At 53.3% G+C, this 16,982-nt stretch carries 27 protein-coding genes; 21 read left to right on the top strand and 6 right to left on the bottom strand.

The annotated features are described in order from the left end of the window. Positions 1–7: 7 nt before the first annotated feature. Positions 8–778: an SDR family oxidoreductase gene (locus tag DEO48_RS08550; protein WP_048991462.1), complete on the top strand. Its 771-nt coding sequence runs from the start codon at positions 8–10 to the stop codon at positions 776–778. Between the two features lie 58 nt (positions 779–836). Continuing rightward, positions 837–1,691 carry a co-chaperone YbbN gene (locus DEO48_RS08545; RefSeq protein WP_023310624.1) on the top strand — a complete coding sequence of 285 codons (855 nt, stop codon included), beginning with the start codon at positions 837–839 and terminating at the stop codon, positions 1,689–1,691. A gap of 49 nt (positions 1,692–1,740) precedes the next feature. Here the strand turns inward: DEO48_RS08545 and fetB are convergent, their stop codons facing one another. Next, entirely contained in the window at positions 1,741–2,523 is a 783-nt protein-coding gene (gene fetB / locus DEO48_RS08540; RefSeq protein WP_109844902.1) for an iron efflux ABC transporter permease subunit FetB, read from the bottom strand. Continuing rightward, complete coding sequence (gene fetA, locus DEO48_RS08535; protein WP_109844901.1) at positions 2,516–3,187, bottom strand: iron efflux ABC transporter ATP-binding subunit FetA; 672 nt, start codon at positions 3,185–3,187, stop codon at positions 2,516–2,518. The genes fetB and fetA overlap by 8 nt, the downstream gene beginning before the upstream one ends. A 143-nt stretch (positions 3,188–3,330) precedes the next feature. On the opposite strand from fetA, the gene DEO48_RS08530 reads away from it, so the two are divergent. From DEO48_RS08530 to DEO48_RS08520, 3 genes are read left to right on the top strand one after another with little or no spacing between them, the layout of a single operon-like run. Next, positions 3,331–4,182 carry a hypothetical protein gene (locus DEO48_RS08530; RefSeq protein WP_109844900.1) on the top strand — a complete coding sequence of 284 codons (852 nt, stop codon included), beginning with the start codon at positions 3,331–3,333 and terminating at the stop codon, positions 4,180–4,182. Positions 4,183–4,225: 43 nt separating this feature from the next. After that, on the top strand, positions 4,226–5,140 hold the full coding sequence (locus DEO48_RS08525; RefSeq protein ID WP_032661456.1) for an SPFH domain-containing protein: 915 nt from the start codon (positions 4,226–4,228) through the stop codon (positions 5,138–5,140). Continuing rightward, positions 5,137–5,589: an NfeD family protein gene (locus DEO48_RS08520; RefSeq protein ID WP_109844899.1), complete on the top strand. Its 453-nt coding sequence runs from the start codon at positions 5,137–5,139 to the stop codon at positions 5,587–5,589. Before DEO48_RS08525 ends, DEO48_RS08520 begins: the two co-directional genes overlap by 4 nt. Here DEO48_RS08520 and cueR read toward each other — a convergent pair. The 3 genes from cueR to DEO48_RS27135 all read right to left on the bottom strand — a co-directional run bounded on the left by cueR (position 5,586) and on the right by DEO48_RS27135 (position 7,471). Then, positions 5,586–5,996 (bottom strand): Cu(I)-responsive transcriptional regulator, encoded by a 411-nt coding sequence (cueR, locus tag DEO48_RS08515; RefSeq protein WP_023310618.1) that lies wholly within the window; start codon positions 5,994–5,996, stop codon positions 5,586–5,588. The two genes, DEO48_RS08520 and cueR, sit on opposite strands and share 4 nt — an antisense overlap. An 89-nt stretch (positions 5,997–6,085) precedes the next feature. Beyond that, complete coding sequence (locus DEO48_RS08510; RefSeq protein ID WP_109844898.1) at positions 6,086–7,105, bottom strand: tyrosine-type recombinase/integrase; 1,020 nt, start codon at positions 7,103–7,105, stop codon at positions 6,086–6,088. An 84-nt stretch (positions 7,106–7,189) separates the two neighbouring features. Continuing rightward, the gene (locus DEO48_RS27135; protein WP_109844918.1) at positions 7,190–7,471 is read right to left on the bottom strand and encodes a helix-turn-helix transcriptional regulator; all 282 of its coding nucleotides are present in this window, start codon (positions 7,469–7,471) and stop codon (positions 7,190–7,192) included. Positions 7,472–7,579: 108 nt separating this feature from the next. On the opposite strand from DEO48_RS27135, the gene DEO48_RS08500 reads away from it, so the two are divergent. Genes DEO48_RS08500 through DEO48_RS08485 form a run of 4 tightly spaced genes read left to right on the top strand, consistent with a single transcriptional unit; the run spans position 7,580 to position 9,406 of the window. After that, positions 7,580–8,014: a hypothetical protein gene (locus DEO48_RS08500; RefSeq protein ID WP_258306077.1), complete on the top strand. Its 435-nt coding sequence runs from the start codon at positions 7,580–7,582 to the stop codon at positions 8,012–8,014. Further along, complete coding sequence (locus DEO48_RS08495; protein ID WP_109844897.1) at positions 8,011–8,448, top strand: GPO family capsid scaffolding protein; 438 nt, start codon at positions 8,011–8,013, stop codon at positions 8,446–8,448. Before DEO48_RS08500 ends, DEO48_RS08495 begins: the two co-directional genes overlap by 4 nt. Further along, positions 8,445–8,669, top strand: a complete 225-nt coding sequence (locus DEO48_RS08490) for a hypothetical protein (protein WP_109844896.1) — start codon at positions 8,445–8,447, stop codon at positions 8,667–8,669. The genes DEO48_RS08495 and DEO48_RS08490 overlap by 4 nt, the downstream gene beginning before the upstream one ends. 44 nt (positions 8,670–8,713) lie before the next feature. After that, positions 8,714–9,406 (top strand): hypothetical protein, encoded by a 693-nt coding sequence (locus DEO48_RS08485; protein WP_109844895.1) that lies wholly within the window; start codon positions 8,714–8,716, stop codon positions 9,404–9,406. Between the two features lie 12 nt (positions 9,407–9,418). On the opposite strand, the gene DEO48_RS08480 is transcribed toward DEO48_RS08485, so the two are convergent. Next, positions 9,419–9,673 carry a hypothetical protein gene (locus DEO48_RS08480; protein WP_109844894.1) on the bottom strand — a complete coding sequence of 85 codons (255 nt, stop codon included), beginning with the start codon at positions 9,671–9,673 and terminating at the stop codon, positions 9,419–9,421. A gap of 198 nt (positions 9,674–9,871) precedes the next feature. Here DEO48_RS08480 and DEO48_RS08475 point away from each other — a divergent pair, with 198 nt between their 5' ends. The 12 genes from DEO48_RS08475 to DEO48_RS08420 all read left to right on the top strand — a co-directional run bounded on the left by DEO48_RS08475 (position 9,872) and on the right by DEO48_RS08420 (position 16,955). After that, the gene (locus tag DEO48_RS08475; RefSeq protein WP_109844893.1) at positions 9,872–10,198 is read left to right on the top strand and encodes a DUF5347 family protein; all 327 of its coding nucleotides are present in this window, start codon (positions 9,872–9,874) and stop codon (positions 10,196–10,198) included. 67 nt (positions 10,199–10,265) lie between these two features. Continuing rightward, on the top strand, positions 10,266–10,841 hold the full coding sequence (locus DEO48_RS08470; protein WP_109844892.1) for a 3'-5' exonuclease: 576 nt from the start codon (positions 10,266–10,268) through the stop codon (positions 10,839–10,841). Further along, positions 10,838–11,062: a hypothetical protein gene (locus DEO48_RS08465; protein ID WP_109844891.1), complete on the top strand. Its 225-nt coding sequence runs from the start codon at positions 10,838–10,840 to the stop codon at positions 11,060–11,062. Before DEO48_RS08470 ends, DEO48_RS08465 begins: the two co-directional genes overlap by 4 nt. After that, positions 11,059–11,265, top strand: coding sequence for a hypothetical protein (locus tag DEO48_RS08460; RefSeq protein ID WP_109844890.1), 207 nt, complete (start codon positions 11,059–11,061; stop codon positions 11,263–11,265). Before DEO48_RS08465 ends, DEO48_RS08460 begins: the two co-directional genes overlap by 4 nt. Beyond that, positions 11,262–12,332: a Dam family site-specific DNA-(adenine-N6)-methyltransferase gene (locus DEO48_RS08455; protein WP_109844889.1), complete on the top strand. Its 1,071-nt coding sequence runs from the start codon at positions 11,262–11,264 to the stop codon at positions 12,330–12,332. The genes DEO48_RS08460 and DEO48_RS08455 overlap by 4 nt, the downstream gene beginning before the upstream one ends. Beyond that, positions 12,329–12,535, top strand: a complete 207-nt coding sequence (locus tag DEO48_RS08450; protein WP_109844888.1) for a hypothetical protein — start codon at positions 12,329–12,331, stop codon at positions 12,533–12,535. Before DEO48_RS08455 ends, DEO48_RS08450 begins: the two co-directional genes overlap by 4 nt. Next, positions 12,532–12,753, top strand: coding sequence for a hypothetical protein (locus tag DEO48_RS08445; protein WP_109844887.1), 222 nt, complete (start codon positions 12,532–12,534; stop codon positions 12,751–12,753). The genes DEO48_RS08450 and DEO48_RS08445 overlap by 4 nt, the downstream gene beginning before the upstream one ends. 11 nt (positions 12,754–12,764) lie before the next feature. After that, positions 12,765–13,091 carry a hypothetical protein gene (locus DEO48_RS08440; RefSeq protein WP_109844886.1) on the top strand — a complete coding sequence of 109 codons (327 nt, stop codon included), beginning with the start codon at positions 12,765–12,767 and terminating at the stop codon, positions 13,089–13,091. Further along, positions 13,079–13,498, top strand: a complete 420-nt coding sequence (locus tag DEO48_RS08435; protein WP_109844885.1) for a hypothetical protein — start codon at positions 13,079–13,081, stop codon at positions 13,496–13,498. Before DEO48_RS08440 ends, DEO48_RS08435 begins: the two co-directional genes overlap by 13 nt. After that, positions 13,495–13,785 (top strand): DUF4406 domain-containing protein, encoded by a 291-nt coding sequence (locus DEO48_RS08430; protein WP_109844884.1) that lies wholly within the window; start codon positions 13,495–13,497, stop codon positions 13,783–13,785. The genes DEO48_RS08435 and DEO48_RS08430 overlap by 4 nt, the downstream gene beginning before the upstream one ends. Beyond that, positions 13,782–16,139, top strand: a complete 2,358-nt coding sequence (locus DEO48_RS08425) for a replication endonuclease (protein WP_109844883.1) — start codon at positions 13,782–13,784, stop codon at positions 16,137–16,139. The genes DEO48_RS08430 and DEO48_RS08425 overlap by 4 nt, the downstream gene beginning before the upstream one ends. Before the next feature lie 102 nt (positions 16,140–16,241). Beyond that, positions 16,242–16,955 carry a DNA adenine methylase gene (locus tag DEO48_RS08420; RefSeq protein ID WP_109844882.1) on the top strand — a complete coding sequence of 238 codons (714 nt, stop codon included), beginning with the start codon at positions 16,242–16,244 and terminating at the stop codon, positions 16,953–16,955. The last annotated feature ends 27 nt before the right edge of the window (positions 16,956–16,982 follow it).

The following is a 16,982-nucleotide window of genomic DNA, read 5'->3' as shown; positions in this document are numbered from 1 at the left end:
TAAAGTTATGCAAAAATCGGTCTTAATTACAGGATGTTCCAGTGGAATCGGCCTGGAAAGCGCGCTCGAACTGAAGCGCCAGGGGTTTCGGGTGCTGGCGGCCTGTCGCAAACCCGACGATGTCGAACGCATGAATGGGCTGGGCTTTACCGGCGTGCTGCTGGATATGGACTCGCCGGAGAGCGTTGAACGCGCCGCCGATGAAGTGATCGCGCTGACCGACAATCGTCTGTACGGGCTCTTTAACAATGCCGGCTACGGCGTGTATGGTCCGCTGGATACGCTCTCCCGCGAAACGCTGGAGAAACAGTTTTCGACCAACTTCTTCGGCGTGCATCAGCTCACCATGCGTCTGCTCCCCGCGATGCTGCCGCACGGTGAAGGGCGCATCGTGATGACATCGTCAGTGATGGGGCTGATTTCCACCCCCGGCCGCGGCGCCTACGCCGCCAGCAAATATGCGCTGGAGGCCTGGTCCGACGCCCTGCGCATGGAGCTGCGCCACAGCGGCATCAAGGTCAGCCTGATTGAACCCGGCCCGATCCGTACCCGCTTTACCGAAAACGTGAACCAGACCCAGGCGGATAAACCGGTCGAGAACCCCGGCATTGCCGCACGTTTTACCCTCGGGCCAGAGGCGGTGGTGGCCAAAGTGCGCCATGCTTTTGAGAGCGAACATCCCAAAATGCGCTATCCGGTAACGCTGGTCACCCACGCCGTAGGCTGGTTAAAGCGCCTGCTGCCGGGCCGGGTGATGGACAAAATTTTGCACGGTTGAGTTGAAGCGACGACGCTCATCCCCATGTAAAGAACAAACCGACAAAAGAGAAAGCCGCATGTCCGTACAGAATATCGTCAATATTACAGAAGCTAACCTGCAACAGACCCTTGAACAGTCGATGACCAAACCGGTCCTGTTCTACTTCTGGTCTGAACGTAGCCAACACTGCCTGCAGCTGACGCCGGTGCTGGAAAGCCTTGCCGCCCAGTACAACGGTCAGTTCATCCTCGCCAAACTGGACTGTGACGCCGAGCCGATGGTGGCGTCTCAGTTTGGTCTGCGCGCCATCCCAACCGTCTATCTGTTCCAGAACGGCCAGCCCGTTGACGGTTTCCAGGGGCCGCAGCCGGAAGAGGCGATTCGCGCCCTGCTGGATAAAGTGCTGCCGCGCGAAGAAGAGCTGAAAGCGCAGGAAGGCATGGCGCTGATGCAGGAAGGTAAATACGACGAGGCGCTGCCGCTGCTCAAAGAGGCGTGGCAGCTGTCGAATCAGAATAGCCAGATCGGCCTGCTGCTGGCGGAAACGCAGATCGCCCTGCACCGTTCAGAAGACGCGGAAGCCGTTCTCAAGACGGTTCCGCTCCAGGATCAGGACACCCGCTATCAGGGTCTGGTCGCACAAATTGAGCTGCTGAAACAGGCCGCGGACACCCCGGAAATTCAGCAGCTGCAGCAGCAGGTTGCCGACAACCCGGCCGATGCCGCGCTGGCAAGCCAGCTGGCGCTGCAGCTGCACCAGGTCGGGCGTAACGAAGAGGCGCTGGAGCTGCTGTTCAGCCACCTGCAAAAAGACCTGGCAGCCGCAGACGGTCAGGCGCGTAAGATGTTCCAGGAAATTCTGGCCGCGCTGGGCACCGGAGACGCGCTGGCGTCGAAGTATCGTCGTCAGCTGTACGCGTTGCTGTACTAACAAAAAAATGCCCGGTGGCGCTAACGCTTACCGGGCCTACAAAACAGGCTTAACCCGTTTTCTTTAATTGCGTCACCACCAGCTGGTGGCGCGCGTTGTAGAACTTCCGATAGGTCAGGTAGCAGGCAATGATGGTTGACAGGCTTGCCGTGGAAAGCAGCATAAACGTCACCATGATCTGATACTTAATCGCTTTTACCGGATCGATACCGGCAAAAATCAGCCCCGACATCATGCCCGGCAGGCTCACCAGCCCCACCGTTTTGGCGGAATCTACCGTAGGGATCAGCGATGAGCGAATGCTCTCGCGAATCAGCCGCGCCGAGGCCACTTTAGGCGTTGCCCCCAGGCTTAACTTCTCCTGAAGCTGCTGCTGTTCACTGCTGAAGCGCTGGCCGAGATTGTTATAACACAGCCCAACGGCCACCATGGCGTTCCCCGCGATCATCCCGGAGATAGGGATAACCTGCATCGGCGTAAAGGCAATCGAGCCGGAGAGCACCAGCACCGCCAGCGTGAGCGCCGTCCCGGTGGTAATGGCGATAAACGACGAGATAAACGCCTTATCTATATATTTACTGCGTTTTTTCGCATTCCACGCCGCGTTGAAACAGATAAAGAGCACCATCAGCATCGTCAGCACCGCGTGGTTGACGTTGAAAATATACTTCAGCACATAGCCGACGATGATGAGCTGAACCACCGCGCGGCAGATACTCCACACAATATCTTTTTCCAGCCCCAGCTTTTCCCGATAGCTGACCACAATCGCAATCAGCACCAGCACCATCGAAAACGCCAGTGATTCATTGGTAATGTTATGCTCACCCACGGTTAGCCTCCTGCATTTTCCCGCCGTACGGCTGAAGCGTAATCACGTCATCCGCATGGGCTATTTCATTAGCGTCGTGCGTCACCCACAGCACGGCAATATTCTGCTCCCGGGCGTAGCGATGAATAATCTCGTTAACGTTGCGTTTGTTGAGGTCATCGAGCGCGCTGGTAATTTCATCCAGCAAAAGCACCTTCGGTAAAAACTGCAGGTTGCGGATCAGCGAGACGCGCTGCTTTTCTCCGCCCGACAGCGCAGCGATGGATTTGGTTAACGTCTCCTGCGCCAGGCCAAAGCGGGCAAGATCGCTGATAAACTTTTCCGGCTCCGGCGTTTTATTGCGGATTTGCCACGGGAAAATCAGGTTGTCATAAACCGTATCGCCAAAAAGCGCGGGCGTTTGCACGCAGTAGGAGACCTGCTGGCGGTAGCTTTCCGGGGAAAGCGACGCGATATCCTGTCCTTCAAACAGAAGGGTGCCCTCCGTCGGGCTGAGGAGTGAGGCCACAATTTTCAGCAGCGTGCTTTTACCGCAGCCTGAAGGGCCCGTGATTAATTTAAACTCGCCCGGCGACAGGCTAAACCCGACGTGCTGAAGAATAATGTTTTCTCCAGTACGAAATCCAATATCCCTGAGATGTAATAGTTCTTTTTTATCGTTCATTACGCTTCCGTTAACCGCTTCGTGTAATAACCGCCTGTAGCATAATCCTTTCGTGCGCACAGAGCGAATAGCCTCACGCTAAAGCAAGTGTTAAACTTTTTGTTTGTCATTTGTCTCCACCATCACTACAGGAAGTAAGCAGCATGGCACATATCTTTTATGAGTTTCCTTCCCTGAAGCCTGGTGTTCCTGATGTCGAAACATTAATGGAAGTCATCAAATCTTCGGAACTCACGCGTTTTGTCATTGGTGCAGAGGTGGTGGATTTTGTTAAGAAGGCGCTCATCGTGAACACCACGATTGGCAGTTTCAAAAATTGCTATTTCGCCTTCGACAACGGGACACACTTCCTGGAATTTGACGGCAAGGGAAAATCAAAACGTTTCAATGAAGTACCCGACTGGTTCGTCTCTCCGGCTGAATTTTCTCGTACCCAGTGGCTTATCAACCACGATCTTGCGGATGTAAAGGCCACCCAATTCATTGACGTGCTGATGTCCTACCCGCTGAGAGAGCGCCGCGCGCACTGTAATTTGTTATTCGGGCTGGAGCTGGAAAAGGTGAATGCGGTTCCGGCCGCAGCGTCAGCCGCAGGGAAAATCGGCAATAAAAACGGCAAAACGACCAAACCGCGCGTGACCGATCTGGGATCGTTTGAATTGTTCAGCCAGTTCTTTGCGCGCATGAAAACCGCCGTGCTGGCCGATGAGTTTCCCACCCTGCAGGTCCTGACGGGCATGGATAACCTGACTAAAGCGCCGCATAATTTAAAGCAGGGTATCAGAACGTGGTTCAAGGCCATCGCGGGCGATCTTCCTCCCAATAACAAGCGCGTAGAAGCGGGGAATGCCGTTCTGTTCTGCGCCCCTATCCGCGAACAGATCCAGCGTATCGAAGCGCTGGGGCTGGAGAAGTACTACCAGGGATTATCCAAAGCCATTGCCGAAGCGGGTGATGGATTCATCTCTGACTTTACCTATACTTACGAGCAATAAACACACACATCTCTCGTCACAGCATGCAAAACAGGAGGTTTTTATGCTTATCGTTGTTCCTGTCCTTATTTTCGTTGCGCTGGTTATCGTGGGCGCAGGCGTCAAAATTGTCCCTCAGGGTTATCAGTGGACCGTGGAGCGTTTCGGTCGCTACACCAATACCCTCCAGCCAGGCTTAAGCCTGATTGTTCCGTTCATGGACCGCATTGGTCGCAAGATCAACATGATGGAACAGGTACTGGACATTCCTTCTCAGGAGATCATCTCCAAGGATAACGCCAACGTCACCATCGACGCCGTCTGTTTTATTCAGGTGATTGATGCGCCGAAAGCGGCCTATGAGGTCAGCAACCTGGAGCTGGCGATCGTCAACCTGACGATGACCAACATCCGTACCGTGCTCGGCTCGATGGAGCTGGACGAGATGCTTTCCCAGCGCGACAGCATCAATACCCGCCTGCTGCACATTGTCGATGAGGCAACCAACCCGTGGGGGATCAAGGTCACCCGTATTGAGATCCGCGACGTGCGTCCGCCGGCTGAGCTGATCGCCTCCATGAACGCCCAGATGAAAGCCGAGCGAACCAAGCGCGCCTACATTCTTGAAGCCGAAGGGGTGCGTCAGGCGGAGATCCTCAAAGCGGAAGGGGAAAAACAGTCGCAGATCCTGAAAGCGGAAGGCGACCGTCAGTCCGCGTTTTTACAGGCAGAAGCGCGTGAACGTTCGGCAGAAGCGGAAGCCCGCGCCACTCAGATGGTGTCCGAGGCAATCGCCGCAGGTGACATCCAGGCCGTGAACTACTTTGTCGCGCAAAAATATACCGATGCGCTGAAAGAGATTGGCTCCGCGAACAACAGCAAAGTGGTGATGATGCCGCTGGAGGCCAGCAGCCTGATGGGCTCTATCGCCGGTATTGCCGAACTGATTAAAGACAGCGGAAACGAGCGTAAAAAATGATTGAGCTGATCGCTGCACATCCTCATGCCTTCTGGCTAAGCCTCGGCGGCTTATTGCTGGCGGCGGAGATGCTGGGCGGCAACGGCTACCTGCTCTGGAGCGGTGTTGCCGCCGTCATTACGGGCCTTCTGGTCTGGATCCTTCCCCTGGACTGGGCGTGGCAGGGTGCGCTATTTGCCGTGCTGACGCTGGTGGCCGCGTGGCTGTGGTGGCGCTGGCTAAACCGGCGGGTTAACGAGCAAAAACCGCTGTCCGCGCACCTTAACCAGCGCGGACAGCAGATTGTCGGCAAGCGTTTTACGCTCGACACCGCGCTGGTGAACGGGCGCGGGCACATGCGGGTGGGCGACAGCTCGTGGCCGGTGGTCGCCGACGACGACCTCAGCGCCGGCACGCGGGTTGAGGTCATTGCGGTGGAAGGCATTACCCTGCGGGTGAAAGCCTGCTAAGCAGAAGCCTTACGATGACAGCAGCCGGCAAGATTGTCGATAATCGGGCAGTCGGCGCTGTCATCCCCCGGACAGGATTCCGCGAGCTGCAGCAGCTGTTCGCGCATCGCCTGCAGCTCAATGATGTGGCGTTCAATCTCGGCCACTTTTTCCAGCGTGCGTTTTTTCACGTCGGCGCTGTGACGCTTCGGATCGTTGAACAGGTTTACCAGCTCGCCGCACTCTTCCAGATTAAAACCGACCTGTCTTGCCTGGCGCAGCAGCGTCAGTTCATCCAGATGCAGCTGCGTGTAGCTGCGGTAGCCGTTTTCGCTGCGCAGCGGTGGCGTCACCAGCCCCTTCTCTTCATAAAAGCGGATTGCCTTGCTGGTTAAGCCGGTTTTTTTTGCCACGTCACTGATATTCACATTTCCCCCTTGACCTTCCCCTTGATGGGGGCACAGGTCAAACCGTAGCTGCCGAAACAGCTACGTTTTATCAACTATTTATAACCCCATCAATCACCGCCATCCTTTAAAAAACCCCCGCCCTGTGGACGTAATGTGGACGCGCTGGTAAGGGGATTATAGCTCACCGCATCAATCAGGTAATCAGGCGAGAAATGCGCATAAATCATCGTCTGGGAGATATCCCGGTGACCAAGGATTTTCTGCAACGCAATAATATTCCCGCCCCTCATCATGAAGTGGGTGGCGAACGTATGCCGTAATGCATGGGCAGCCTGTCCATCTGGCAGGTTCGGCTTAGCCTCTTTCATCATCTTGCGAAAACGGCTGTAACTAACCCGGAACAGATGCCCATGGCCGCCATTCTTGATAATGCTCAGAACGTCGTCAGATACCGGCACGATACGGCGATCCCCATTTTTGGTCTGGTTAAACACAACACGATTACCAATGATGTGCTCCGCCTTAAGCTGGTAAGCCTCACCCCAGCGCGCACCAGTAGCCAGGCAAAGAACGGCAATGCGGTGATAATCTCCAGTGACCAGAGCGAGCAAACGCTCAACCTCATCGGTGGTCAAATAGGACATCTCAGGCTTAACCTCTTTCAGTGGCTCCAGAGCTGCAATCGGGTTATCACCGAAAAACTCCCCAATTTCAGCCATAGCCTTAAACGCCCCACTTAAAGCAAAAAGGTCATGGTTAATTGTGGATGCCTTCACCCCTTCACTCATGCGGTAAGCCCTGTAATTGGCTAGCTCACGGCTGTCTATCTGGTAGATCATGGGATCCATCATGTCGCGGCAAATGCAATTGAGAGTACTGAGGCGACGCTCTGCGTAACGCAGATTGCGGCCTACCAACATCCACCAAAGCTCAATGAATTCACTGAGTCGCCTCTTATCAGCAGGACGATCGATAAACTCATTCGTCTGGTACTTTGCGATCATGCCGCGCTCGTAAGCGTACGCATCAGCCTTGCGGTCAAATTTCTTACGAATGCGCTTTCCGTTGCGCCCTCGCGGTCTAAAATCGAGCTCATAGCGACCATCTTCGAGTTTCTTAATAGACATAATGAAACCCTCGGATGTAATTCATAATTTCTTCCCACAGGAACTCGGCCCACAGAAAGAAAACATCTAACCAATTCTCCGCTCTTAACGGGATGAGGTTTCGCCCTCGTGCGAAGAGTGTGCGAGAGCAGGAGCTATCTGCCCCCTAGCTGGGTCCGTCTCGTCAAACATGAACCAATCACGATACTTTCTGAATCTAGGGTGTTTAAAAAATTTCATAGCTGACTCCAAGGACATTTTGGCCTTTCCGCTTTCATAGCCGTGATAAGTGACGTAATTAATCCCTACCATTTCAGCGGTTTGCTTAACATTCAATCTCTCAGACTCTCTAATGAGCTTTAGCTTGTCACTATCGAACGTTGACAACATAATAGAGTTCTCTTATTTTATATGTGTAGTCTATACAGGAGATGACACAACACCTCCTGAACCCAATTAACCCCAGCAAGGGGCAACTAGGGATTTTATCACAATATGACAACAATCAATGAAGTAGACACACGATACATGAGGCAATTCGCATTTGATGTCACACGAGCAATCCGCGTATGCAAAATGACAGCAAAGCAGGCCGATAAAATCCGAGATATGCCTCGTGATGAGCTGGCGAATGAAATGTTTGTCAACGCAGAGGAGTTCGCCTATCTGACCGGGCGAACCTTGAAATCAGTTCTGCACTTAATGGACCGAGCACAAATCCCCGTTCACCGAGAAGGGATGCCAGGCTCCAAACGTCCGCGCCGCTTCATCATGATGCAGGAATATCTTGATGCCGTGCGCAACTGCCGGGCAATCATCACTGCTGACGAACGCCATTGGGTAGATCGCCTCATGCGCGATCGTGCAACATACCGCCGCAGCTCAGGCAAAAATAAGCAGGCAAATGGACGTCGTGGAGCAGCTGCATGATGAACAACAAACCATTCTGGATCACCATCGCCCGCGACGGCGACACCACTGACGGGCGTCATATCCCAGCCCAGGATCTGCGTGATATCGCATCTAACTTTGACCCTGCTATCTATCTGCCAAGGGTGAAGGCGGCCTACACGGGGAAATATGAATTCCTCACCATTGGCGCAATTTATGCAGTTAAAGCAACCACATCATGCGAAGGCACCACTCTGCTGCGCGCCCTCATTCAACCTAACGATGAGTGGTTTTACCCTGGTCTCTATGACTTACAGACGCAGTCAGTTTATCCGAGTCTGGAGTATGTTCAGGATCAGCGCCCAGCCAACGAAAGGGAATGGGCAACAACATTCATATCCGGTTTGTCATTAACGACAGAACCAGCAATTCGGGATCTTGAGCCAATAAATAAGCACATGGTGAGATCATGAGCACATTATTTATCGAAGCTTTTAACGCCTTATTACAGCGTTATCATTTCGCAGTCTCCGGTGGATTTACGCGCGAAGAGCAAGCCCGCTTTACTCTGCAAAAGGGACTTGAGAGCGCCGTAGTAGTTGCTTACAGCTGCGAGGATACTGATTCTGCCGTTGAATTACAAAAGCACGTTAAAGAACTTATTGACGGAAACGCCATTCCGCAGCCTATTTAATTCAGAAAACAACAGAGCAATCATTTTAATTAATGAGTATCATTATGGTTAATGTAAAAGTAGACAAAGAAGAAAATCGCGTACTCTTCAACAAAGAAGATCTTACTGCCATTGTCGTATTAGAGCATGAGGTACAGATCTATTTAAAAAATGCACCCGATATAATACACGTCACCAGCGAAACAATGACGCCGGTAGAGATATTTGAAAAAATTGAAAGCAGCATGCAATGCAACGCTGAACAACCACTTCCATACCGCAAACTATGTACCACTGAGACGGAGATTAAAGGTAATTGCTTTTGCTATACACCAGAACCGAAAGAGAAGCCAATACCAATGAGGGACATCCTGCAATCGTCGCTTGGCCCGCAAGAGGTAAGTCACTACACCAAGGGGACTCGTGACGCCGTTGTTAAATTCACCGTTATCACCGCCGCAACACAAAAAGAAATAGAACTGATAGCACTAATTAACGACACCATTACAAATCATAACGAATGGAATTTCGAAAGAGCCAAAGATGACACACTACAGCTGACAGAGCAAAAGAAAAGCAACACGCTTGGCATTAGCTCAAATGAAACACCTTGTTATACCCCAGAGGGTAAACTAATGGCAGCGGCAAGAGCGATAGATTTCATCAGGCATGATTGTGCACGAGAAACCAAAAGAGAAATAACCATACGGGAGATGAAGGAAATAATTGACGCAGCCATCGGGATACTACCCCGATAGCTGAATAAGTTATCACTTAGAGTCAGGGGACTCAGAATGTTCGGCATCACTAAATTTTACATTTAGGGCTTTATGCATGATCTCAAAGATAACCTCATATATCTCATCAAATGAGACCGTGCCGGAGTCTAAACCCCTGCCAGTGGTTTTGTTAATCTGATTGGCAATAGAACCAAACAGAACTCTTGCTTCTCCGCCAGCAAGTGCAGATTTAAGGATGTCGTTAGTTTCTTTCACAAGATATTGGTTGTACTCATTTTTAGGCATTTATTAAGAGTTCCTTTGTGGTGGTGGATAGTTACGCCCGTCAGTCGGCCAAGAATGAGCGGGCGTAGCGAAAATACCACAGCGTTCGCCGGACACGCAAAAAACCGGCACCTGACTGAAAGCGCAGCCATATACAAGTGAGGGCTGGCGTCTTCACGGATGCGCTTTCAAACAGGTTAACAATAGCGAGGTGCGGAAATGCTTAAGACATTTATTTTCCCTGCCAGCATGCCACAGGAACAAAAAGTTCATGGGCTGGCAAAGGTGGCAGAACTACGCCGCCAGCTCACAAAGGCACAATGTGAAACAAATCCCGTACTGAGGTTTTTTGGAAATCTTCGTCAGTCGCGTTACCGGAGGTGGATTTATTGCCTCTCAGAGATATCGCATGACCGCTGGAATATACGTTTTGAGAACCTGAGCGAACGGGAACGAATATCCATCATCAGGACAATGATGGAATTAAGGGATCTGGTTGGTGACTTCCCGCGCGATTTATCGCCGGACCACGCAAAAATACATTAACCGGGCTGGAAATAAAAAAGACGCTTAATCGCGTCGGGCTTCTTATTACCTGAAAAAAGGAAAACACATGCAGCACATCATGATTGATTTAGAAACCATGGGCAAATCACCCGCCGCCGCTATCGTAGCAATCGCCGCAGTATCCTTTGATCCAGAAGAAGGTGTTATCGGTAAGCAGTTCTACCAGCGCGTCAACCTCAAAAGCAGCGTTGAGCATGGCGGCACCCTCGATGCAGACACCGTTAAATGGTGGATGCGCCAGCCCGCAGAAGCCCGCAGCGAGGTAATCAGCGACGATGCAGTAGACATCAAGCGCGCCATCGGTGAGCTGGGCTGCTTCATTCTGCGTAACAGCCAGCACCCTGATGCCATCCTGTGGGCGCGCGGTACCGATTTTGATATCCCGATCATCACCTCAGCCATGGAACGCATCGGCATTACCCCAACATGGAAATTCTGGAACGTTCGCGACGTTCGCACCCTGGAACACGCCGCCATTGCCGCTGGCATGGATCCACGCACCGCAGTGACCTTCGAAGGCCAGAAACACCACGCCCTGAACGATGCCATCCACCAGGCAAAAACCGTTATCCACATCTGGCAAACACTGATTAAGCCACATCAGCAGGAACCACAGCTATGAGAGCCAGATTATCAGGACCGCCAGCTGACCGGCGCATTTACGCCAAAGCATCTGCGCTGCTTCAGGAGTTCGACAGAGGCCGGAAGGTGTTCAGCCGCACCAGACAACATGGCTATCTGCATATCAACGTTACCGCCTGGTGGAGACTTCTCAGCAAGGATGCAGGGAAATCATGGCACCTGGTAACGCACGTTACGTTTGAGAAAGAGGTGAAAAAGTGAGCCTGGAAACCGTTCTTCTGATCGTCGCCATCATCGAGATCGCCACACTATATCGCGCAGACTGGGTAAACCATAAACGCCAGTTCATCGCTGATTGCTATGGCATTGACGAGTTTAATCACCTGCCGTCATTTGTCGTCATGGTACTGAAATTCTGGATATGGAACGTTGAAACCTTCCTGCGCCGGGAGGGCAACCAATGATCCGCTCACCCATTAAATGGGCGGGTGGAAAGACCCGCGTCATGTCAGAGCTGCAAAAGCACCTGCCGAAAGCCGACTGCCTGATTGAGCCGTTCGTTGGCAGCGGCACCGTATTCATGAATACGGATTACAGGCGCTACATCCTCTGCGACAGCAATCTTAATTTGGTCAATTTTTTCCGCCAGCTAACAGGCCGTCCGGAAGACACGATAGCAGCGTGCAGGGAGATGTTCAGGGGCGGGAATGACGCAGGAGAATTTTATAAGCGCCGCACGGCGTTTAATGCACTGGCTCAGAAATCAGACTCCGATCCGGATGCCGCGATGCTGCTTGCTGCGTACTTCCTGTATCTGAACCGTCACACGTACAACGGGCTTTATCGCGTCAATCTGGAGGGCAATTTTAATTCTTCGTTTGGCAGGTACGCCGCCCCTTATTTTCCCGAAGCTGAAATGCGTCTGTTTGCTGAAAAAGCCAACGACACCAAAGCCATGTTTATCTATGGCGATTTCCGCGACACCATCCCGTCATCGCTGGAAATCGAGCCGGACGCAGCACTTTACTGCGATCCCCCATACATCCCGGCCAGTAAAACAGCCAATTTCACCCACTACGGAAAGCCATTCACACTGGAAGATCACCGCGAGCTGGTTGCAACCCTGCTCAATGCTAATCGCCAGTACGGCATCCGTGCGGTGATATCCAATAGCGATACACCAGAAACCCGCGAGATCTATTCCGCTTTCAACCTTCACACCCTCAGCGTCCGCCGTTCGGTCAGCGCCAGGAGCCGTGACATGACCGGCGAAGTGATCGGCGTTCTCCGCGTATGTGATGGCTGCGGTCGTTCCGGCGGTGGTTGCTGCCCGGACTGCGGGCCAGCGATGGGAGATGCGACTTGTGCCGCGATGTTTGGTGGCGATCAGAAACAAAACACAGGCCGCCAAATTTTCTTCTCAACCCCCACAGGTGAAACCATCTGGGCTGGATTTGATCCTGCGAAAGGGTGTGACAGCTACGCATTCATGGATGTGAGAGCAACCATGACACCGGAGCAAAAGAAATGAAAGCCGCAAAAACTCACACCGGTACCGTTATTACCAAAGACGGACCGAGGCGCAAAAAGCTGCACGCAACGGAAAAAATGTGGGTGGCTGGCACTAACGAGTTTTACCACAAGGAAACCGGACGCCGTCATTTTGCGGAGAATACGCGCCGCATACTTCTGCTCGACACCATCAGACCAATCAACAAGGAGCCAGCTAAATGAGCACCGTAACAGGCGTGATAACGCAGGTTCTGGAGCGCTGGCCCGCGCCCTGCGGCTGGCTGGTTGAGGTCGAGGTGTTTGCTGATGGTCAGTACCATCACGCCGATATCCCTGCCCTCACCGAACGAGACGCCAAAGCCATCAGGCGCGGCGATGAAATCACCATCCCTGAGAACCCGGAAGACGGCGGCGATCTGCTGGATGAGGCACCATTTTGAAGGAAAACAACATGCTCAAAGATTATCTGTGCCATATCGGAAACACCCTTTTCGGGATATATCAGCACCCTTTCAGCGAGGATTGGGACCAAACACTGAACCAGCTACTGGATGAAGGCGAATGCCTCTTTGTTGAAGAGTACACGGCGGCTTTCTGGCTTGACGGCGACGTTTACAGAGTCTGGCTGAAAAACCACTGGTTCGGTTACGCCAACCTTTATCAGTTCAATGAAGCCCCTCTTCCGTGCGCTGTACACGTACGCCCGCGCTTTCGCACCATGCGCCGCCTTCACCGTTTCGTCAGTGAGTTTCACCGGGAGGCCAAATGCATTCAGTAACCATTGAATCAGTACGCGAGCGGATTTCGTATCTGGAAGGATTGAATGCGCGCGGCGTGGGAACCGCTGTTCAACAGCAGCAATTTGAGTTGGCGTGCCTGGGTGAATTACTGGCGACACTGGAGGCTGAACCGGTTGGCTGGACAGACGAGCAAGAATTGCGGAGTGTTGAGAAAGACGGATGCGGATACCTTTTTACCGCTAACCCGATCACGCCACACGCAGACCAGCTCCGCGTCATTAAGTTATATATCCATCCGCCAGCACCAACGGTACCAGAAATCGTCCCGGAATCATTACGTGATGAAATCATAGACCTGTGCGCCGGTTATGAAATCGGAGATCAGGGTGCGCAGGAGATTTGGGAAGCCTGCCGCGCCGTCATGCTCAATGGTGACAAACCATGATCATCTATATCTCCGGCCCGATGGCAGGCCTTCCTGACTTTAACCGCCCGGCTTTCTTTCGCGCTGCTGAGGGAATAGCAGCCAGAGGCCATCAGGTACTGAATCCAGCAGCCCTCCCGGAAGGCCTGACGCCATACCGGTACATGGATATTCATCAGGCCATGCTCAGAAGCGCTGACGCCATTTTTCTGCTTAACGGTAGGGAGAACTCCCCCCGCGTACTGGCTGAACTGCATCAGGCTCGAAAGTTGGGCCTGCTGATCATTTTTCAGAAGGCTGGCGCATGAGTGAAGTTAAACACGGGCGCTACGCGCCCACTCCGCCACCTCCATTTACCGGAAGCACCGCTGATACCTCATGGCACGCCTACGCATGGAACTCGACGAGCTACGATGTTGCTACAGCAAACGGCTTACACAAGGATTCGCTGAGCGATGACCCCTCCGAAGATCAGAACGTCAGCATCGGGGGTATCACCTATCAGACGCCAGACGGCGAAACCCGGACACTACCCCATGATGAACTTATTGAGCTTTGTCCGAGAAAAATAGGCCTGGTGGAAAAAGGCAGGATAAAGCAGCAGGAGCGCGAAAAATTCCTGCGCCGCCGCCTTCAAAGGCTGCCAGCCTTCGTCCGTCGCCGTTTTGTCGCAGAACTTGACCGACTTGACCAGAACAACCCGGACAAGGCGGTTACCTGGCTGTTTAACACGTTTGAGCGCAACATCTTACGCCGCGTGGATGCTGTTAATGCGCAGTACCACCCGCAGGACACTCTGCCCGCCCTCCTGCTTCCTTTCCGGGATGATTTTCACCTGCTCCCGTGGGCAGACAAAAAGCGCCTGAAACGACTGGCGCACAACCTCGCAAACCTCATGAAAAGCGAGTTTCTGCGCGAGTTTGATCTCCAGTACGCCAGAACTACCGATCCGGCGTTTGCCACACTCTATGCCTATGGCTTCATCGCCAGCAAAGCCCGCACGCTGAATATCCCGATCCCGGGATGGGAAGCCTATTGCGGAGAAACACTGGAAGCCGAAGACGCCCTGCGCGCTGCCGCCCGCCTCCACGCCGAAAAGTGGTGGCTGAATAAACTTCGCGGCATCCATGACCGCTGGCGCGAGCACCTGATGATAGCGACCGGCTACGTCAGTAGACTGGCCGCACCAAAATGCTCCGATCCCTGCCTGAAAGAATGGCAGAAACAGCGCGAGTCCAACTTTGAATACCTTCAGGCGATGGAGCTGGAAGACCAGGAGACCGGCGAACGCACATCACTGCTTGATAAAGTGGTCAGGAGCGTCTCAAACCCAAAAATCGCTCGTCATGAACTGATGGTTCGCATGCGCGGTTTTGAAGACATCGCCAATGAGATGGGGATGTCTGGCATGTTCTACACGCTGACAACGCCATCCCTTTTCCATGCAGCACACATCAAATCAGGTAAGACGAATAAAAAATACGCCAACACCAGCCCTCGCCAGGCGCAAAAATACCTGTGCGGTGTCTGGTCACGCGTCCGCGCAGCATGGCGCCGCAACGGTATTCGCACCTTCGGTTTCCGCACCGCCGAGCCGCACCATGATTCAACACCACACTGGCACCTGTTGCTTTTCATTCGCCCGGAACAGGTAGAGGCCGCTACCGCGATTTTTCGTCATTACGCCATGGAGATGAATGGCAATGAACCGGGTGCCAGTGAGCACCGCTTCACCGCCAAGACCATAGAAGAAGAGCACGGCAGCGCAACGGGGTACATCGCCAAATACATATCCAAAAACATTGATGGCTACGGCATGGATGGCGAGGTTGACCACGACACCGGGAAGCCCATCAAAGAAGAAGCGAAACGCGTCAGGGCATGGGCCGCACGCTGGAAGATACGCCAGTTTCAGCAGATCGGCGGCGCGCCAGTCACCGTCTGGCGCGAACTGCGCCGCCTGCGCGAACAGGTGCCGATCGAAGAAATCGAACCCGCCCGCGCCGCAGCGGACGAGTCAAAGTGGTCTGAGTACACAACCATTCAGGGCGGTCCATTTGTTGCGCGCGACTGCATCCACATCCGCCCAAGTTATAAAACAACCGAGAACGGCAATGATTACGGCGACACAGTGTCGCGGATAACGGGTGTTTACTGCCCGCTCGCGGGCAACGAATCAACCATTATCACTCGCACCAACAACTACAAAATAGTACCGAAGCGCAAACCCGCACCGGGAGAGCCTTTGACCGTAGAGGGTCGCCCCGCGACCCCTTGGAGTTCTGTCAATAACTGTACGCGGGATCCCCTGGCGGGAGCCAAGGCAGGCAACGAAACAGGTGACGGCCCGTACTGCCCCCTTGATCTCAGCAACATAACGAAGCAGGAACGGCGCGAAATATCGCAACGCATCCGCGACGAAATCAGGAAACCACCAAAGCGGGAGAGCATCGGCGAGAAACTGGCCGCCAACAGCACCGGCAGCAGGCGCGATCACGCCCTAATCAATGCATTCGCCACTGCTGCGGGGCTGACACTGGAGCCGTGGGAGGTTGAGTCGCTATTGCGTGGCGCCACGCTAAACATCGGCGGCGGTGAAGCTGTGCGGCTACGTGACGGAAGGATCGAACCGGTAAGCGCATCGCGCTCGCCATTCTGGTAGCTGGCGGTACCGGACAGACATTTTTATCTGTGCTGGCCATTCCGGCAGACACAGACAGAACAAGTAACCTGCAGCACAGTGATTTATGACTAGGGAGAACAAATGAGTTATCTCGGAAGTAAAGCCGCAAGCGGCGTATATCAAAAAATCATCGCGGAGATGCCTCCGCATGATACCTACATTGAAACGCACCTGGGCGGCGGTGCCATCATGCTGCGCAAGCCACCCGCCAAGCACAACATCGGCATTGATAAGGACGAGGAGGCACTGACGAATTTCATGGAATGCGCGGAGTTTAAACCGCTACCCAACCTTGAGCTGATAAACCGTGATGCAGTGGATGTTCTGGCAAGGTTTATTCAATACCCGCCCGCTGTGGGCAATCGCGTGTTGCTGTACGTGGATCCGCCGTACCTGCATGAAACCAGAACCAGCAACGCACGGTACCGCTGTGAGTATCAGGTTGCAGATCACGTGCGCCTGCTTACCTGTCTGAAATCCATGCCGCGCGAGATCCACATCATGCTGTCTGGCTACCCGTCACAGCTCTATGACGATCTTCTGCCGGAATGGCGCAGCATCACCTTTCAGGCCATGACGCGCGGTGGTGTCAGAACAGAGCAGCTATGGATGAACTTTCCGCCCGGGGAGAAATTTACGACGGCATTCGCCGGTACAGACTACATCGACCGGCAGCGCATCAAACGAAAGGTGCAGCGCTGGAAACGTAAGTTTCAGGCGCTACCCGCCATTGAGCAAAAAGCAATCATGGAGGCTCTATCGAGCGCAGACAGTCCGGCGCCAAAAACACGCTAAAAGGGAAAAAACGGGAACGATATAGAA

It is taken from the genome of Enterobacter sp. CGMCC 5087 (genome assembly GCF_003144775.1).
In the GTDB taxonomy this organism is placed as follows: Bacteria; Pseudomonadota; Gammaproteobacteria; order Enterobacterales; family Enterobacteriaceae; genus Enterobacter; species Enterobacter cloacae_M.
Note: the sequence above shows the minus strand (reverse complement) of the source record. Positions and strands in the feature narration are given on the sequence as shown.

What these genes read in the sequence shown, in the direction of transcription:
- DEO48_RS08550 (WP_048991462.1), top strand. Translation starts at nt 8, where the DNA reads ATGCAAAAATCGGTCTTAATTACAGGATGTTCCAGTGGAATCGGCCTG.
- DEO48_RS08545 (WP_023310624.1), top strand. Translation starts at nt 837, where the DNA reads ATGTCCGTACAGAATATCGTCAATATTACAGAAGCTAACCTGCAACAG.
- fetA (WP_109844901.1), bottom strand. Translation starts at nt 3,187, where the DNA reads ATGAACGATAAAAAAGAACTATTACATCTCAGGGATATTGGATTTCGT.
- DEO48_RS08530 (WP_109844900.1), top strand. Translation starts at nt 3,331, where the DNA reads ATGGCACATATCTTTTATGAGTTTCCTTCCCTGAAGCCTGGTGTTCCT.
- DEO48_RS08525 (WP_032661456.1), top strand. Translation starts at nt 4,226, where the DNA reads ATGCTTATCGTTGTTCCTGTCCTTATTTTCGTTGCGCTGGTTATCGTG.
- DEO48_RS08520 (WP_109844899.1), top strand. Translation starts at nt 5,137, where the DNA reads ATGATTGAGCTGATCGCTGCACATCCTCATGCCTTCTGGCTAAGCCTC.
- DEO48_RS08510 (WP_109844898.1), bottom strand. Translation starts at nt 7,105, where the DNA reads ATGTCTATTAAGAAACTCGAAGATGGTCGCTATGAGCTCGATTTTAGA.
- DEO48_RS08500 (WP_258306077.1), top strand. Translation starts at nt 7,580, where the DNA reads ATGACAACAATCAATGAAGTAGACACACGATACATGAGGCAATTCGCA.
- DEO48_RS08495 (WP_109844897.1), top strand. Translation starts at nt 8,011, where the DNA reads ATGATGAACAACAAACCATTCTGGATCACCATCGCCCGCGACGGCGAC.
- DEO48_RS08490 (WP_109844896.1), top strand. Translation starts at nt 8,445, where the DNA reads ATGAGCACATTATTTATCGAAGCTTTTAACGCCTTATTACAGCGTTAT.
- DEO48_RS08485 (WP_109844895.1), top strand. Translation starts at nt 8,714, where the DNA reads ATGGTTAATGTAAAAGTAGACAAAGAAGAAAATCGCGTACTCTTCAAC.
- DEO48_RS08480 (WP_109844894.1), bottom strand. Translation starts at nt 9,673, where the DNA reads ATGCCTAAAAATGAGTACAACCAATATCTTGTGAAAGAAACTAACGAC.
- DEO48_RS08475 (WP_109844893.1), top strand. Translation starts at nt 9,872, where the DNA reads ATGCTTAAGACATTTATTTTCCCTGCCAGCATGCCACAGGAACAAAAA.
- DEO48_RS08470 (WP_109844892.1), top strand. Translation starts at nt 10,266, where the DNA reads ATGCAGCACATCATGATTGATTTAGAAACCATGGGCAAATCACCCGCC.
- DEO48_RS08465 (WP_109844891.1), top strand. Translation starts at nt 10,838, where the DNA reads ATGAGAGCCAGATTATCAGGACCGCCAGCTGACCGGCGCATTTACGCC.
- DEO48_RS08455 (WP_109844889.1), top strand. Translation starts at nt 11,262, where the DNA reads ATGATCCGCTCACCCATTAAATGGGCGGGTGGAAAGACCCGCGTCATG.
- DEO48_RS08450 (WP_109844888.1), top strand. Translation starts at nt 12,329, where the DNA reads ATGAAAGCCGCAAAAACTCACACCGGTACCGTTATTACCAAAGACGGA.
- DEO48_RS08445 (WP_109844887.1), top strand. Translation starts at nt 12,532, where the DNA reads ATGAGCACCGTAACAGGCGTGATAACGCAGGTTCTGGAGCGCTGGCCC.
- DEO48_RS08440 (WP_109844886.1), top strand. Translation starts at nt 12,765, where the DNA reads ATGCTCAAAGATTATCTGTGCCATATCGGAAACACCCTTTTCGGGATA.
- DEO48_RS08435 (WP_109844885.1), top strand. Translation starts at nt 13,079, where the DNA reads ATGCATTCAGTAACCATTGAATCAGTACGCGAGCGGATTTCGTATCTG.
- DEO48_RS08430 (WP_109844884.1), top strand. Translation starts at nt 13,495, where the DNA reads ATGATCATCTATATCTCCGGCCCGATGGCAGGCCTTCCTGACTTTAAC.
- DEO48_RS08425 (WP_109844883.1), top strand. Translation starts at nt 13,782, where the DNA reads ATGAGTGAAGTTAAACACGGGCGCTACGCGCCCACTCCGCCACCTCCA.
- DEO48_RS08420 (WP_109844882.1), top strand. Translation starts at nt 16,242, where the DNA reads ATGAGTTATCTCGGAAGTAAAGCCGCAAGCGGCGTATATCAAAAAATC.